The organism is Streptomyces sp. McG3, assembly GCF_018619185.1.
GTDB lineage: Bacteria > Actinomycetota > Actinomycetes > Streptomycetales > Streptomycetaceae > Streptomyces.
Map to the genome: position 1 here is coordinate 1 of NZ_JAAXYC010000027.1, position 15,130 is coordinate 15,130.

General features: G+C 71.1%; 12 protein-coding genes, 1 pseudogene and 1 riboswitch. Of the genes and pseudogenes, 9 read left to right on the forward strand and 4 right to left on the reverse strand.

The window, feature by feature from the left end; translation table 11 throughout:
- The 3 genes and pseudogenes from HET64_RS07040 to HET64_RS07050 all read left to right on the forward strand — a co-directional run.
- Window positions 1-680: pseudogene (locus tag HET64_RS07040) on the forward strand (DUF11 domain-containing protein); the annotation flags it as partial.
- Window positions 677-1,381, forward strand: a complete 705-nt coding sequence (locus tag HET64_RS07045) for a DUF4255 domain-containing protein (RefSeq protein WP_215103182.1) — start codon at window positions 677-679, stop codon at window positions 1,379-1,381. The pseudogene HET64_RS07040 and the gene HET64_RS07045, both read left to right, overlap by 4 nt.
- Window positions 1,378-3,528, forward strand: coding sequence for an ATP-binding protein (locus HET64_RS07050; RefSeq protein WP_215103183.1), 2,151 nt, complete (start codon window positions 1,378-1,380; stop codon window positions 3,526-3,528). The genes HET64_RS07045 and HET64_RS07050 overlap by 4 nt, the downstream gene beginning before the upstream one ends.
- Before the next feature lie 44 nt (window positions 3,529-3,572).
- On the opposite strand, the gene HET64_RS07055 is transcribed toward HET64_RS07050, so the two are convergent.
- The 4 genes from HET64_RS07055 to gcvT all read right to left on the reverse strand — a co-directional run bounded on the left by HET64_RS07055 (window position 3,573) and on the right by gcvT (window position 8,152).
- The gene (locus HET64_RS07055; protein ID WP_215103184.1) at window positions 3,573-4,958 is read right to left on the reverse strand and encodes an L-serine ammonia-lyase; all 1,386 of its coding nucleotides are present in this window, start codon (window positions 4,956-4,958) and stop codon (window positions 3,573-3,575) included.
- A gap of 266 nt (window positions 4,959-5,224) precedes the next feature.
- Window positions 5,225-6,484, reverse strand: a complete 1,260-nt coding sequence (glyA, locus tag HET64_RS07060; protein WP_215103185.1) for a serine hydroxymethyltransferase — start codon at window positions 6,482-6,484, stop codon at window positions 5,225-5,227.
- Window positions 6,485-6,503: 19 nt separating this feature from the next.
- Window positions 6,504-6,881: a glycine cleavage system protein GcvH gene (gene gcvH, locus HET64_RS07065; protein ID WP_215103186.1), complete on the reverse strand. Its 378-nt coding sequence runs from the start codon at window positions 6,879-6,881 to the stop codon at window positions 6,504-6,506.
- A 155-nt stretch (window positions 6,882-7,036) separates the two neighbouring features.
- On the reverse strand, window positions 7,037-8,152 hold the full coding sequence (gcvT, locus tag HET64_RS07070) for a glycine cleavage system aminomethyltransferase GcvT (protein ID WP_215103187.1): 1,116 nt from the start codon (window positions 8,150-8,152) through the stop codon (window positions 7,037-7,039).
- Window positions 8,153-8,326: 174 nt separating this feature from the next.
- Window positions 8,327-8,425, reverse strand: a riboswitch (glycine riboswitch).
- 175 nt (window positions 8,426-8,600) lie between these two features.
- Between gcvT and HET64_RS07075 the strand changes: the two genes are divergently transcribed.
- From HET64_RS07075 to HET64_RS07100, 6 genes are all read left to right on the forward strand, one after another.
- Complete coding sequence (locus tag HET64_RS07075) at window positions 8,601-9,293, forward strand: AAA family ATPase (protein ID WP_215103188.1); 693 nt, start codon at window positions 8,601-8,603, stop codon at window positions 9,291-9,293.
- A gap of 70 nt (window positions 9,294-9,363) precedes the next feature.
- Window positions 9,364-10,134 (forward strand): enhanced serine sensitivity protein SseB, encoded by a 771-nt coding sequence (locus tag HET64_RS07080; RefSeq protein ID WP_215103189.1) that lies wholly within the window; start codon window positions 9,364-9,366, stop codon window positions 10,132-10,134.
- A 167-nt stretch (window positions 10,135-10,301) separates the two neighbouring features.
- Entirely contained in the window at window positions 10,302-11,129 is an 828-nt protein-coding gene (locus HET64_RS07085) for an enhanced serine sensitivity protein SseB C-terminal domain-containing protein (RefSeq protein WP_374105544.1), read from the forward strand.
- Between the two features lie 275 nt (window positions 11,130-11,404).
- Window positions 11,405-13,075 (forward strand): ABC transporter substrate-binding protein, encoded by a 1,671-nt coding sequence (locus HET64_RS07090; protein WP_215103191.1) that lies wholly within the window; start codon window positions 11,405-11,407, stop codon window positions 13,073-13,075.
- Window positions 13,076-13,160: 85 nt separating this feature from the next.
- Window positions 13,161-14,165 carry an ABC transporter permease gene (locus HET64_RS07095; protein ID WP_215103192.1) on the forward strand — a complete coding sequence of 335 codons (1,005 nt, stop codon included), beginning with the start codon at window positions 13,161-13,163 and terminating at the stop codon, window positions 14,163-14,165.
- A gap of 1 nt (window position 14,166) precedes the next feature.
- Window positions 14,167-15,129: an ABC transporter permease gene (locus HET64_RS07100; protein ID WP_007457141.1), complete on the forward strand. Its 963-nt coding sequence runs from the start codon at window positions 14,167-14,169 to the stop codon at window positions 15,127-15,129.
- Window position 15,130: the final 1 nt, after the last annotated feature.

The window sequence follows — 15,130 nt, forward strand, 5'->3', positions numbered from 1 at the left end:
CGCCGCCGGCCCCCGCACCGCCGCCGCCCGCGCCCGAGGCCGGGCCCGGGGTCACCGTGCGGGCCCAGCCCAGCCCCGGCTACGTCGGCGGCAAGGTCGTGGTGACGTACACCGTGCGCAACGGCAGGAACGCGCTCGCCACCGGACTCCGGCTGACGCTCGGACTGCCCGGAGGCATCCCCGCCGGACGGCTCCCCGCGGGCTGCGCCGGCGGCACGTGCACGCTCCCCGACCTCGCACCCGGCGCGTCCACGGTCCTCAGCGTCGTCCTGTCGCCCGACAAGGCCCTCCGGACGACGATCACGGCATCGCTCACCACCACGGGCACCGACGCCAGCCTCCGCGACAACGTCTCCCGGATCCCGCTGCGCATCCTCCAGCCCCGCATCGTCGCGGTGCCCGCCGTCGGCAAGCCCGGCTTCGTCACCTCCGTACGGGGCAAGGACTTCCCGCCCGGCGCGCCCGTCACCCTCGGCTGGAAGCCCGGGATCACGGCCGCCGCGGCCCCGACCCGGCCGCTGGGCGACGGCACGTTCATCGCCCAGCTCCTCATCGTCGCCAAGGACCGGACCGGGCCGCGCACGATCACCGCGAAGGGCCCCGGCTTCAGCCCCGTGAAGACCGACTTCCTCGTGGTGCTCGGCACCATCACCCCGCCGGACGAGGTGATCCGCCGATGATCCACGAAGTCGACGAGGGGCTGCGGCTGCTGCTGGCCGGGGCCGGGCTCGAGGACAGCGGCGTCGACCTGGTCTTCGACGCCCCGACCAAGGACTGGTCCGCCCGCCGCAACGCCCCGACCATCAGCGTCTTCCTGCACGGCATCCGCGAGGACGCGGGCAGGCGGCGCAGCGGCACGGCCGGGACCCACGACGAGGAGGGCATGGTCACCGGCTGGCGGACCCCGCCCCGCTGGTTCGAACTGACCTATCTGGTCACCGCCTGGACCAACCGCCCGCAGGACGAACACCGCCTGCTCTCCGAGGTGTTGCGCGTCCTCGTCCGCTCCGAGGTGCTGCCCGCCCGGATGCACACCGGAAGCCTCGCCGAACTCGGCCTGACCGTGGAGCTGGAGGCGGCGGGACCGGGAGCCGGCGGACCGTCCGCCTCGGACGTCTGGTCCGCGCTCGGCGGGGAACTGAAAGCCGCGATCGATCTGCGGGTCGTCGCGCCGCTGGCCGGTGAACGCACCCCCGCGGGCCCGCCCGTCACCGAAGGACTCGTGATGAAGGCCGCACCCCACCTGGACGGCGACGTCGACGGCCCCGGCCGGCGCCTGCGCTACGACGGAGCGTCCGACCCGGGCGGGCAGGGCTTCGCCGCGCCCCGCGAACGGCGGTTGCCGCCCGGCCGACGCAAGCGGGGGAACGCCGCACGATGACCCTGGCACCACAACAGCTCCACGCTCACGGCCCCCTGACCGGCTTCGAAGAACTCTGGGAGCGGCTCGGCCGCGTCGAGCAGCGGGTCCGGGAGGCCGTCGCGGCACGCCGGGCCGTCGATCCGGACCCCGACGACCCCTACCGGGGGCAGTACCTCACCCCCGAGGGCGCGGCACGGATCCTGGAGACCCGCGACGCGTTCACGCCCGTACCGGCGTACGAGGGCGGGCCCGTGGTACCGGCGTACGCGGACGGGGCCTCGCCGGACGCCCCGGCCGGGAGCCGGCTCGGCCGACTGGCGGACCGCTTCGGTCTCGCTCCGCCGGACGTCGAACTCCTGCTGGTCGCCGTGGCCCCGGACATCGACACCCGGTTCGAGCGGCTGTACGGCTACCTCAACGACGACCTCACCCGCCGCCGGCCCACCATCGGCCTGGCCCTGGAACTCTGCGGGCTGCCCACCGCCGGCTCCGGCCGCTTCCGGTTCACGCCGTCCGCCCCGCTCGTCGCGGGCGGGCTGCTGGAGATCACGGACGGCGAGCGCCCGCTGCTCTCCCGGACCCTGCGCGTACCGGACCGGGTCACCGCGCATCTCCTCGGCGACGAAGGGACCGACGGCCGGCTGCGCGGGCTCGTCCAGGAGGCCACGCCCCCCAGGGAGCCGGAGGAGCGTCCCGAGGTCGCCCGGATCGCGGCGGCCCTCGGCACGGGCAGCGGTCTGGTGCACCTGCTCGACCGGGGCGGCGACCCGCGCGGCCTCGCGGTCGAGGCGCTGGTGGCGGCCGGCCGGCGCCCGCTGGTCGTCGACGTCGCGGCGCTCGCCACCGCCGCCGAACCGGCCCCGCTCGTACAGGCCCTGGCGACCGAGGCCCGCCTCGGCCACGCCGGCGTGATCCTCGGCCCGCTCGAAAAGCTCGCCCCCGAACGCCCCGAGGGGGCCCGGCTGCTCGGCTCCCTGTGCGTGGCGCTCGGCTCCACGCCCCTGATCGCGTACGGGAAGAAGAACTGGGACCCCCTGTGGACGGCGGAGAGCCCGGTGCCCGTCACCGTCCCGCCCCCCGACCCCGACGGGGCCGGGCGCCAATGGCGGCGCGCGCTCGCCGAGGCGGGCCGGACGGTCGGCCTGTCCGCCGCGCACGCGTCCGCCGACGACGCCCTGATCGAGTCCGCCGCCGCCTACCGGCTCGACTCCGACCAACTGCGCAGGGCGAGCACCGTCGCGTCCCGGCTGGCCGTCATCGGGCAGCGGCCGGTGACCCCGGAGGACCTGCGTACGGCGGTCCGCGCCCAGAACGGCGCGGGCCTGGAACGGCTCGCCCGCCGCATCGAGCCCGCGGTCGGCTGGGACGACCTGGTGCTGCCCCCGGCGACCCGCACCCAGCTCGGCGAACTCGCCCTGCGCGCCCGCCATCGCGAGACGGTCCTCGGGAAGTGGCGGATGCGGCCGGGCGGCGGCCGGGGGAGGGGCGTCATCGCCCTGTTCGCCGGGGAGTCCGGCACCGGCAAGACCATGTCCGCCGAGGTGATCGCCGCCGAACTGGGCATGGAGCTCTACGTCGTGGACCTGTCCACGGTGGTCGACAAGTACATCGGGGAGACCGAGAAGAACCTGGAGCGGATCTTCGTCGAGGCGTCCGACGTCAACGGCATCCTCCTGTTCGACGAGGCCGACGCGATCTTCGGAAAGCGGTCCCAGGTCAAGGACGCGCACGACAAGCACGCCAACGTGGAGTCGGCCTACCTCCTCCAGCGCATGGAGTCCTTCGACGGCATCGCCGTGCTCACCACCAATCTCCGGGCCAACCTCGACGAGGCGTTCACCCGCCGCCTCGACGTGATCGCCGAGTTCCCGATGCCCGACGCCCGGCAGCGCCTGGCCCTGTGGGACCGCTGTCTGGGCCCGGCGATCCCGCGCGACGCCGCGCTCGACCTGGAGTTCTGCGCGGACCGGTTCGAGCTGGCCGGCGGTTCGATCCGGGCCTGCGCGGTGACCGCCGCCTATTTCGCGGCCGAGTCGGGGAAGCCACTGGACATGGACCAGCTCGTCACGGCGGTGCTCCAGGAGTACCGCAAGCTCGGACGGCTCGTGCTGGAGAGCGAGTTCGGGCCGTGGCTGGCGAAGGAGCGGGGGCGCGGCCTGCGGTAGCGGGTGGTACGGCGACGGTGGTCGCCGCCCCAGGGCCGCTCCGCCTAGCACTCGATGATGTTCACCGCGAGCCCGCCCCGCGCCGTCTCCTTGTACTTGACGGACATGTCCGCCCCGGTCTCCTTCATGGTCTTGATGACCTTGTCGAGGGAGACCTTGTGGCTGCCGTCGCCCCGCAGCGCCATCCGCGCCGCGGTGACCGCCTTCACCGCCGCCATGCCGTTGCGCTCGATGCAGGGGATCTGGACGAGGCCGCCGACCGGGTCGCAGGTCAGGCCCAGGTTGTGCTCCATGCCGATCTCGGCGGCGTTCTCCACCTGCTCGGGGGAGCCGCCGAGGACCTCGGCCAGGGCTCCGGCCGCCATCGAGCAGGCGGAGCCGACCTCGCCCTGGCAGCCGACCTCGGCGCCGGAGATCGAGGCGTTCTCCTTGAACAGCATGCCGATCGCACCGGCCGCGAGGAGGAAGCGCACGACGCTGTCCTCTTTCTCCGTCTCGGTGCAGCCGCCGGCCGCGAAGTTCATGTAGTAGTGCAGAACGGCGGGGATGATGCCCGCCGCGCCGTTGGTGGGGGCGGTGACCACGCGGCCGCCCGCCGCGTTCTCCTCGTTGACCGCCATCGCGTACAGAGTGATCCACTCCATCGCGTGGGCCTGCGGGTCGCCCTCGGCGCGCAGCTGGCGGGCCGAGTTCGCGGCGCGGCGGCGGACCTTCAGGCCGCCGGGGAGGATGCCCTCGCGGGACATGCCGCGCGAGACGCAGGCCTGCATGACGCGCCAGATGTCCAGCAGCCCGGAGCGGATCTCCGCCTCGGTGCGCCAGGCCAGCTCGTTCTCCAGCATCATCGAGGAGATCGAGAGACCGGTCTCCCGGGAGAGCCGCAGCAGTTCGTCGCCGGTGCGGAAGGGGTGTTTGAGGACCGTGTCGTCCGGGACGATCGGGTTCTCCCCGGCCACCGCGTCCTCGTCGACGACGAAGCCGCCGCCGACCGAGTAGTAGGTCTTCTCCAGGACCGGTGCGCCCTCGGTGTCGTACGCGAGGATCGTCATGCCGTTGGCGTGGTACGGGAGTGCCTTGCGGCGGTGCAGGACCAGGTCCTCGTCGAAGTCGAACGGGATCTCGTGCATGCCCAGCAGGTTGATCCTGCCGCTGCCGCGGATCTCCTCGACCCGGCCGTCGGCGGACTCCACGTCCACGGTCTGGGGCGACTCGCCCTCCAGGCCGAGCAGGACCGCCTTGGGCGTGCCGTGCCCGTGGCCGGTCGCGCCGAGGGAACCGTACAGCTCGGCCCGTATCGAGGCGGTGTGCGCGAGCAGGCCCTCGTTCTTGAGGCGGCGCGCGAACATCCGGGCGGCGCGCATCGGGCCCACCGTGTGGGAGCTGGACGGGCCGATGCCGACCGAGAAGAGGTCGAAGACCGAGATGGCCACGGGAGTACTCCTTGGGGTTGGAAGACGCCGTTGTCTGCCTGGGTGGTGCGGGAACGGGCCGGGTGGTGCGGAACGGGCCGGGGTGGGGCCCGCGGGTCGAGCGGTTCAAGCAGGTCAAACGGTTGAAGCGGGTCGAGCAGGTCGAGCGGGTCAAGCAGGGCAAGCAGGGCAAAAGGTGGAGCGCGGGACACGGGTCGGGGCACCGCGCTCACTCTCCTCAGTGTGCGCGGTGCCCCGTCCGAACGTGCGGAACCGCAGGCCAGGTGTTACTTCAGGCCGGGGTACAGCGGGAACTTCTCGGCCAGCGCGACCACGCGGGCCTTGAGGTCGTCCGCGTCGTAGGACGGCTTGAGGGCGGCGGCGATGATCTCCGCGACCTCCGTGAAGTCCTCCGTGCCGAAGCCGCGGGTGGCCAGCGCCGGGGTGCCGATCCGCAGGCCCGAGGTGACCATCGGGGGGCGCGGGTCGTTCGGGATGGCGTTCCGGTTGACCGTGATGCCCAGCTCGTGGAGCCGGTCCTCGGCCTGCTGGCCGTCCAGCTCCGAGTTGCGCAGGTCGACCAGGACCAGGTGCACGTCGGTGCCGCCGGAGAGGACGGATACGCCCACCTCGGTGACGTCCGGCTGGACCAGGCGCTCGGCCAGGATCCGGGCGCCGTCCAGGGTGCGCTGCTGGCGCTCCTTGAACTCCTCGCCCGCCGCGATCTTGAAGGAGACCGCCTTGGCCGCGATCACGTGCTCCAGCGGGCCGCCCTGCTGACCCGGGAAGACCGCCGAGTTGATCTTCTTGGCGAGCTCCTGGGTGGAGAGGATCACGCCGCCGCGCGGACCGCCGAGGGTCTTGTGCGTGGTGGTGGTGACGACATGGGCGTGCGGCACCGGGTTGGGGTGCAGACCGGCCGCGACCAGGCCCGCGAAGTGCGCCATGTCGACCATCAGGTACGCGCCGACCTCGTCCGCGATCCGGCGGAAGGCGGCGAAGTCCAGCTGGCGCGGGTAGGCGGACCAGCCGGCCACGATCAGCTTCGGCTGGGACTCCTTGGCGAGGCGCTCGACCTCCTCCATGTCCACGATGCCGCTCTCGTCGACGTGGTACGGGACCACGTTGTAGAGCTTGCCGGAGAAGTTGATCTTCATGCCGTGGGTCAGGTGACCGCCGTGGGCCAGGTTCAGGCCCATGATCGTGTCGCCCGGCTTCAGCAGCGCGAACATCGCGGCGGCGTTCGCCTGGGCGCCGGAGTGCGGCTGCACGTTCGCGGCCTCGGCGCCGAACAGGGCCTTGATCCGGTCGATCGCGATCTGCTCGACGACGTCGACGTGCTCACAGCCGCCGTAGTAGCGGCGGCCCGGGTAGCCCTCGGCGTACTTGTTGGTGAGGACGGAGCCCTGCGCCTCCATGACGGCGACCGGAGCGAAGTTCTCCGACGCGATCATTTCGAGGGTGGACTGCTGACGGTGGAGCTCGGCGTCGACGGCGGCGGCGACGTCCGGGTCCAGCTCGTGGAGGGAGGAGTTCAGAAGCGACATCAGGGGGTCCCTTAAGGTCTCAGTTGCCGGAGAACGCGGTGTACTCGTCGGCGGAGAGCAGATCGGCCGGCTCCTCCGCGACGCGCACCTTGAACAGCCAGCCGCCCTCGAAGGGAGCGGAGTTCACCAGCGAGGGGTCGTCCACGACGTCCTGGTTGAACGCCGTCACCTCACCGGTCACCGGCGAGTACAGATCGCTGACGGACTTGGTCGACTCCAGTTCGCCGCAGGTCTCGCCCGCGGTCACCGTGTCGCCGACCTCCGGAAGCTGGGCGTAGACGACGTCACCGAGCGCGTTGGCCGCGTACTCCGTGATGCCGATGGTGGCCACGCCGTCCTCGAGGGCCGACAGCCACTCGTGCTCCTTGCTGTACCGCAGCTGCTGGGGGTTGCTCATGACCTGAATTCTCCTGTACGCGGGGGAGTGCTGATGAACGGTGGTCTTACGGTGTGAGACGGAGGTACGTCACTTCCGTGACGCCTGCGCGCGCCTCACTTCGGTGACGCCTCGCGCGGGAGGAAGGCCCGGGAACCGCCGGTCCTTCCCGAATATCACTTCTGGCGCTTGTAGAACGGCAGCGCGACGACCTCGTACGGCTCGTGCGTGCCGCGGATGTCCACGCCCACGCCCTCGGTGCCCGGGGCGGCGAAGGCCGCGTCCACGTAGGCCATGGCGATCGGCTTGCCCAGGGTCGGGGACGGGGCGCCGGAGGTGACCTCGCCGATCACCGCGCCGTCGGCGACGACGGGGAAACCGGCGCGCGGGACCCGGCGGCCCTCGGCGATCAGGCCCACCAGCTTGCGCGGCGGGGCGGTCTCGGCGCGCTCGGCGGCGGCGGTCAGGGCCTCGCGCCCGACGAAGTCGCCCTCCTTCTCGAACTTCACGACCCGGCCCAGGCCCGCGTCGAACGGGGTGAGCGCGGTCGTCAGCTCGTGCCCGTACAGCGGCATGCCCGCCTCCAGGCGCAGCGTGTCCCGGCAGGAGAGCCCGCAGGGGATCAGCCCGTGCGCCTCGCCGGCCTCGGTCAGCGCCCGCCACAGCTGCTCGGCGTGCCCGGGCGCGACGAAGAGTTCAAAGCCGTCCTCGCCGGTGTAGCCGGTACGGGCGATGAGCGCCGGGACCCCGGCGACCGTGCCCGGCAGGCCCGCGTAGTACTTCAGCCCGTCCAGGTCGGCGTCGGTGACCGCCTTCATGATGGCGGGCGACTCGGGGCCCTGGACCGCGAGCAGCGCGTACGCGTCCCGGTCGTCGCGCACCTCGGCGTCGAAGCCGCCGACCCGTGCGGTCAGCGCGTCCAGGACGACCTGCGCGTTGCCCGCGTTGGCGACGACCATGTACTCGGTCTCGCCGAGCCGGTAGACGATCAGGTCGTCCACGATCCCGCCGTCCTCCTGGACGATCATCGTGTAGCGGGCCCGGCCGTTGCCGACGGTGGCGATGTTGCCCACCAGCGCGTAGCTCAGGAAGGCGGCGGCCCCGGGCCCGGTGACGGTGATCTCGCCCATGTGCGACAGGTCGAAGAGACCGGCCCGGGTGCGTACGGCGTTGTGCTCGTCGCGCTCACTGGCGTACCGCAGGGGCATGTCCCAGCCCGCGAAGTCGGTCATGGTGGCGCCGAGCGAGCGGTGCAGCGTGTCGAGGGCGGTAAGACGGGGGGCAGTGCTCATGGATACGGCTCCAGGGCATGACGACGTCAGGACGAATCCTCCCCATCTGTCATCGGAACCTGAGAGGTTCGCCGATAGCCCCCGACGGGGTATGCCCCTGGAGGGCGCCCCGGATCAGGGGGCTCGGCTTGCACCTTGGGTGGAGCCGCTGAACGGCTCGCTTTTCAGATCTGCCTCATCCACGCGGTACGGGGCCTGAGAGATTCAAGGGAGGATCTTGCTCCTTCGGCGCCCGGCTCACACAAGTGGCCGGAACTCTCCCGCGCGGATTCGAACGGCCGGTATGCAGTTGGCGGGGTCATCATCGCATGCCTTGGGGGAGAGTGGGGGGTCCGGTCCCCACGCAGGTGAATACGGCTACAACAGGCCCGGACACGGTTGTGCCTCATTGCCTTTTCTTTACACTTCAGGGGCAGGCGTGGGGGACACGACGGCAGGGGGATGGGCGATGACGTTGCAGCGGTCGGCACCGACCGCGGGGGTCGCGCACGGCGCGATGCCCGCACAGCCCGGCGCTCCCGTGCGGGAGCTGCTGACGGAGGGCGCGCCGGTGGTGCGCGACCTGCGCGGGCGCACCGGCTGCGGCCCGTACGGCCTCGACCTCACCGCCGGTGACGTCGTCGTGGTCTCCGGCCTCCCCGGCAGCGGGAAGTCGACCCTCATCCGGCGGGCCGCGCAGGGCCGGGCCATCGACTCCCAGAACACCCGCGACAGCTGGGCCGCCGCCCTGCCCCGTTTACTGCCCTACGCCCTCTACCGCCCCCTGGTCCGCGCGGCGCACTACCTCGGCCTCTGGAACGCCCTGCGCTCCGGTGAATCCGTCGTCGTGCACGACTGCGGCACCCAGACCTGGGTACGCCGCTGGCTCGCCCGGCACGCCGTGAGCCGGGGCCGCACCCTCCATCTGATCCTGCTCGACGTGACGCCCGAGGTGGCGCGGCAGGGGCAGCGCGAGCGTGGGCGCGGCGTCTCCGGCTACGCCTTCGCCCGCCACCGGCACGCGGTCGCCCGGCTGCTCCGCGACACCGAGCAGGGGCTGCTGCCCGCCGGCTGCACCTCCGCGGTGCTGCTGGACCGCGAGGCCGCGGGAGCGCTCTGCCGGATCTCCTTCACGGCCGACGAGGCTTCCACCGGCCGCTGACCGTTAAGGTGCTGGCCGGAGCAGAGGCCGCCGGGCGCGGCCGAGGCGGTGGAGAGAGGGCACAGAGGCAGTGGACATTCCGGCACCCGCACCGGCACACCCCCAGCAGGGGTGGCCCGCCAACGAGCTCGAAGAGGTGCTGACGGCCTCGCTCGGCGTCCCCGACGCGGGCGGCCGCCTCGTCGAGGTGCTCGGCCGCAGCTCCGTCTGGGTGCCGCTGCCGAACGGCGGCACCCCCGCCAGCGCGGACCTCGATCTGCCGATGATCGAGATCGACGGCGCGGCCTTCGTCCCCGTCTTCAGCTCCGAGGCCCAGTTCCTCAGCTGCGTCGGCAGCCACATGTCCTTCACCGTCGCGCCCGCCCGCGACTTCGCGCGGGGCCTGCCCCCACAGGTCGGCATCGCCGTGAATCCGGGCGGCGCGGTCGGCATACCGCTTCCGCCGCCCGCCGTCGCCGAGCTCTGCCGGGCCGGCCGCACCGCCCTGGACGGGCCCGCCACCGGCGGCCGGGTCCGGCTGTTCGAGCCGGACTGGCAGCACGACCCGGTCGACTTCCTCACCGCCGTCTCCGAGGAGTTCGAGGCCACCGGAGTGGTGAGCACCGCACGCCGGGCCCTGGCCAGCATCGAGGGCGGCGACCCGGTCCTCTTCGTCGGCGTCGAGTTCGCCACCTGGGACGGCGCGGGACAGAGCGCCCCCATGGACGCCATCGGCCGCGCGCTCGGCCGGGTCCAGGTGCCCTGGCCGGTCAACCTGGTCCTCCTGGACGTGGCGGAGGACCTCGTCGGCGACTGGATGCGGGAGAAGGTGCGCCCGTTCTACCGGCGCGAGGGCCACTGATCCACCGCCGCGAGGACCACTGACGGCGACGGGACCGGGCACCACCGGACCAGGGCGTCAAGTCGGTGCCAGAATCGGCGCATAAGCTGGTTTGATGGCGTGGTCGCTCCCGTGTGCCCGGGAGCGGTGGCGCGAACGCGACGGATCGACGAGGGGCGGAACCCAGGGTGAGTGCGTCAGGCACCGCGGCGGCCAGTGGGGCCTTCCCCGATCGGGCGGAGTCGAGTGCCTCGGGGAAGGTCGAGCACATGCTGCGCCAAGTGGCCCCGGGGCGTTACGACGCCTACGAGGCGCTGCTCGCTGCGGTCACCGAGGGCCGGGTGTGGATGCTGCTCTGGCACGGCACGGCCGGCTCACCGGACGCCCAGTACGGGAACATGGAGATCGACGGCCTGGGCTACGCCCCCTGCGTCACCTCCGCCCAGGAGCTTTCCGCCAGTGGCTGGAACCGGGCCCACGAGCTGGTCACCGGACGCGACATCGCCCGCGCCCTGTTCCCCGACCGCTGGGGCATCTGGCTCAATCCGCACGCCCCCGGCGGCGGCGTCGGCATTCCCTGGCTCGACCTGCGGCGCATCGCCACCGGCCTGGACCGGCTGCCCGCCGGACCGCTCCGGCTCTCCGACCCCGCCATCGAACTCCCGCAGTTCTACGCCCTGCTCACCCAGAACGCCCACCGCACCCCCGCGATCCGCTCCCTGCGCCGGGCCTGGGTGCACCCCGCGGTCGGCGTTCCGTATCTCGCGATCGGCCTCGACCTCTACGACACCGGCCGCGCCTCCGTCGAATCGGTGCGGGAGATGATGCGGCAGTCGGTCGGCGCGGTCCCCGATGGGCTTCCCGTCTCCACCGTCGCCCTGTCCGACGAGTACGACCCGGTCGGCATGTGGCTGCGCGCGAACGCCCGCCCCTTCTACGACCGCGAGGCCCACGCCCCCGCCGGTCCGCCGCCTCTCGCGGCCCCCGGATACGGCTACCCGCCCCAGCCCCGCTGAGCCCTGTGGGCACGCCCGGCCGGGCACTCCGGTCGGCCCCGGATGAGGGGTGAGCGGCGCGCGCGTCGCCTTCGCCTCCGGTCACCCTCCGTCGAACACCCCTCGATGTCCGGCTTGTTAACTTCCCCCGGGAGGATGTCCCGGAACTGGACGGTTTGTTAACTGTCCGGGTCTCGACTAGGTCTCACCGCTATCCGGACTGTTCTCTTGCGGCAGGCACCGTCTGTAGTGTGCGGCCATCAAACCTCACCACATGGCGAACCAGGGGTGGACCCATGCGCATATTCAAGTCCCGGGCTGTCCGGGCGGTCACGACAGCGGTCGCTGTCGCTCTGATCGCCACGGGCTGTTCCAGCGAGCGGGACGAGGGCGGCTCCAAGGGGGGCGACAAGGACACCTTCGTCTTCGCCGGAGCCGGTGACCCCGGTTCCCTCGACCCGGCCCTCGCGAGCGACGGCGAGACGTTCCGCGTCACCCGTCAGGCCTTCGAGGCGCTCCTGGAGCACGAGCCCGGTGGCAGCAAGCTCGTCGGCGGCCTCGCCGAGAAGTGGGAGAGCGACCCGGCCGGCAAGGTCTGGACGTTCAACCTGCGCCAGGGCGTGAAGTTCCACGACGGCGAGGCGTTCAACGCCGCCGCGGTCTGCGCGAACTACGACCACTGGTTCAACTGGAAGGGCACGTACCAGTCCAGCGCGGTCTCCTACTACTGGCAGACCATCATGGGCGGGTTCGCGAAGAACGAGGACGCCGAGGCGCCCAAGCCCAACTACAAGTCCTGCACCGCCAAGGACGACAACACGGCCGTCATCGAGGTGAACGAGCCCTCGGCGAACCTGCCGGGCGGGTTCTCCCTCCAGGCGCTGGCGATCCACTCGCCGAAGGCCATCAAGGAGTACGAGAAGCAGGACGCGACCGCCAAGGGCGACGCGATCACGTACCCCAAGTACAGCCAGGAGGCCGGCACGGTCGCCGGCACCGGCCCGTACAAGATCACGAAGTGGAACAAGGGCAACAAGGAAGTCTCCCTGGAGCGCTTCGACGGCTACTGGGGCGACAAGGCCAAGGTGAAGAACCTGGTCTTCCGCACCATCTCCACCGAGGAGACCCGCCGCCAGGCGCTCCAGGCGGGTGACATCGACGGCTACGACCTGGTCGCGCCGGCCGATGTGACGACGCTGGAGAAGGAGGGTTACGAGGTCCCGACCCGTGACGTCTTCAACATCTTCTACCTCGGTATGAGCCAGTCGGCGAACCCGGCGCTGAAGAAGCCCGAGGTCCGTCAGGCGATCACGCACGCCATCGACCGCGAGAACCTCGTCAACACCCAGCTGCCCGAGGGTGGCAAGGTCGCGACCCAGTTCATGCCCGACACGGTCGCCGGCTACTCGGACAAGGTGAAGACGTACCCGTTCGACACCGCCAAGGCGAAGGACCTCCTCAAGCAGGCCGGTGCGGAGAAGCTCACCATCGACTTCTGCTACCCGACCGAGGTCACCCGCCCGTACATGCCTGCCCCGCAGGACATGTTCGAGCTGATGAAGGCCGACCTGGAGAAGGCCGGCATCACCGTCAAGCCGAAGGCCATGAAGTGGGCCCCGGACTACCTGGACGCCACCGAGGCGGGCTCCTGCGCCCTGCACATGCTCGGCTGGACCGGTGACTTCAACGACGGCTACAACTTCATCGGCACCTGGTTCGCCGGACCGGACAAGCAGTGGGGCTTCAAGGACCAGAAGGTCTTCGACGCCGTGAACGCCGCTTCCGAGGTCACCGACCCGGCCGCCCGCACCGAGGCCTACAAGAAGGCCAACGAGGCGATCGCGGAGTACGTCCCGGGCGTGCCGATCTCGTCGTCGCCGCCGGCCATCGCGTTCGCCAAGAACGTCAACCCGCCGAAGGTCTCCCCGCTGACGCAGGAGAACTTCGCCGAGGTCTCCTTCAAGTAATCGCACACCAGCGGGTCCGCCCGGCCACAGCAACCAGGTGGCCGGGCGGACCCGCATCGACGCACGTGAGAAAGGGGCATGCGGGGTGCTGCGACTCGTCGTAAGAAGACTTCTCCAGCTCATTCCCACCCTGCTCGGCCTGTCGGTCCTGCTGTTCCTCTGGCTGAACCGACTGCCCGGCGGACCCGCCTCAGCGATCCTGGGCGAGCGGGCCACCGAAGCCGAAGTAGCGAGAATCAACAGGGCACTCGGGCTCGACGAGCCGGTCCACGTCCAGTACTGGCGGTTCCTCAAGCGCATCTTCGAGCTCGACCTCGGAACCTCCACCCAGACCGGCCAGCCGGTGTGGGACGAATTCACCCTGCGTTTCCCGGCCACCGTGGAGCTCAGTGTCGCCGCGATCCTGATCGCCGTGGTCGTGGGCATCCCGATGGGCTATCTGGCGGCCAAGCACCGCGGCGGCTGGCTGGACGTCGCCTCCGTCTCCGGATCGCTGCTCGGCATCTGCATCCCGGTCTTCTTCCTGGCCATGCTGCTGCGCGGGATCTTCTCCGTGGAGCTGGGCTGGTTCCCGAGCCAGGGCCGGCTCACCACCGGACTCGACGCCACCGACATCACCGGATTCGCCGTCCTGGACGGCTTGTTGACCGGGGAGTTCGACGCCAGCTGGGACGCGATCATGCACTTGATCCTGCCCGCCGTCGCCCTGGCCTCGATCCCGCTCGCCGTCATCGTCCGGATGACCCGCGCCAGCGTCCTGGAGGTACTCGGCGAGGACTACATCCGCACCGCCGAGTCCAAGGGCCTCGACAAGAAGACCGTGCGCGGGCGCCATGTGCTGCGCAACGCCCTGCTGCCCGTGATCACCGCGGTCGGCCTGCTGACCGGCAGCCTGCTCTCCGGCGCTGTGCTCACCGAGTCGGTCTTCGACTTCGGCGGCATCGGCTCCTTCATCCGTACCGCGATCGACGGCCGCGACTACCCGGTCCTCGTTGGGTTCATTCTCTTCATCGCGATGGTGTACGTGCTGATCAACCTGCTGGTCGACCTCGCGTACAGCATCATCGACCCGAGAGTGCGGGTGCACTGACGTGACGATCCTGACCAACAAAGCAGACAAGATCGACCGTCTCGCCGAGCTGACGCAGAGCTCGGAGACCGTCACCGGCAGCAGCCTGTGGCGCGAGGCGTTCCGCCGGATGCGCTCCAGCAAGATGGCGATCATCGGCGCGGCGATCATCGCCGCGTTCGTCCTCGTCGCGATCGTCGGACCGATGCTGGCCCCGCACGGGCCCACCGCGCAGAACTGGCGCAGTGAAGTCTTCCCCAACCAGGGCAAGTTCGTCGGCATGCGCGGCGAGAACTGGTTCGGCCTGGATCACCTGGGCCGCGACATGTTCTCCCGCTGGCTCGTCGGTGCCCGGCAGACGCTGCTCGTCGGTGTCGTCTCCATGCTCATCGGACTGATCGTCGGCGCGCTGGTCGGTGTGCTCTCCGGAGCCGCCGCCACCCTCGGCGGCAAGGTCGGCCAGCGCGTCGACACCGTGATCATGCGCTTCACCGACATCATGCTGTCGCTGCCCTCGCTGCTGCTCGCGGTCTCCATCGCCGCGGTCCTCGGCCAGTCGCTGACCACCGTGATGATCGCCGTGGGTGTCGTCCAGATCCCCATCTTCGCCCGCCTGCTGCGCGGTTCGATGCTGGTCCAGGGCGGTGCGGACTACGTGCTCGCCGCGAAGGCGGTCGGCATCCGGCGCAAGCGGATCGTGCTCACGCAGATCCTGCCGAACTCGCTGAGCCCGGTGATCGTCCAGGCCACGCTGAGCCTGGCCACCGCGATCATCGAGGCCGCGGCCCTGTCCTACCTGGGCCTCGGCAACCCCGACCCGGCCGTTCCCGAGTGGGGCGTGATGCTCTCCCAGGCGCAGCGCTTCTTCGACAACGAGCCGATGATGGCCGCCTATCCGGCCGTCGGGATCATCATCACCGCCCTCGGCTTCACCCTGCTCGGCGAGGCCATGCGCGAAGCCCTCGACCCGAAGTTGCGAGGCTGAA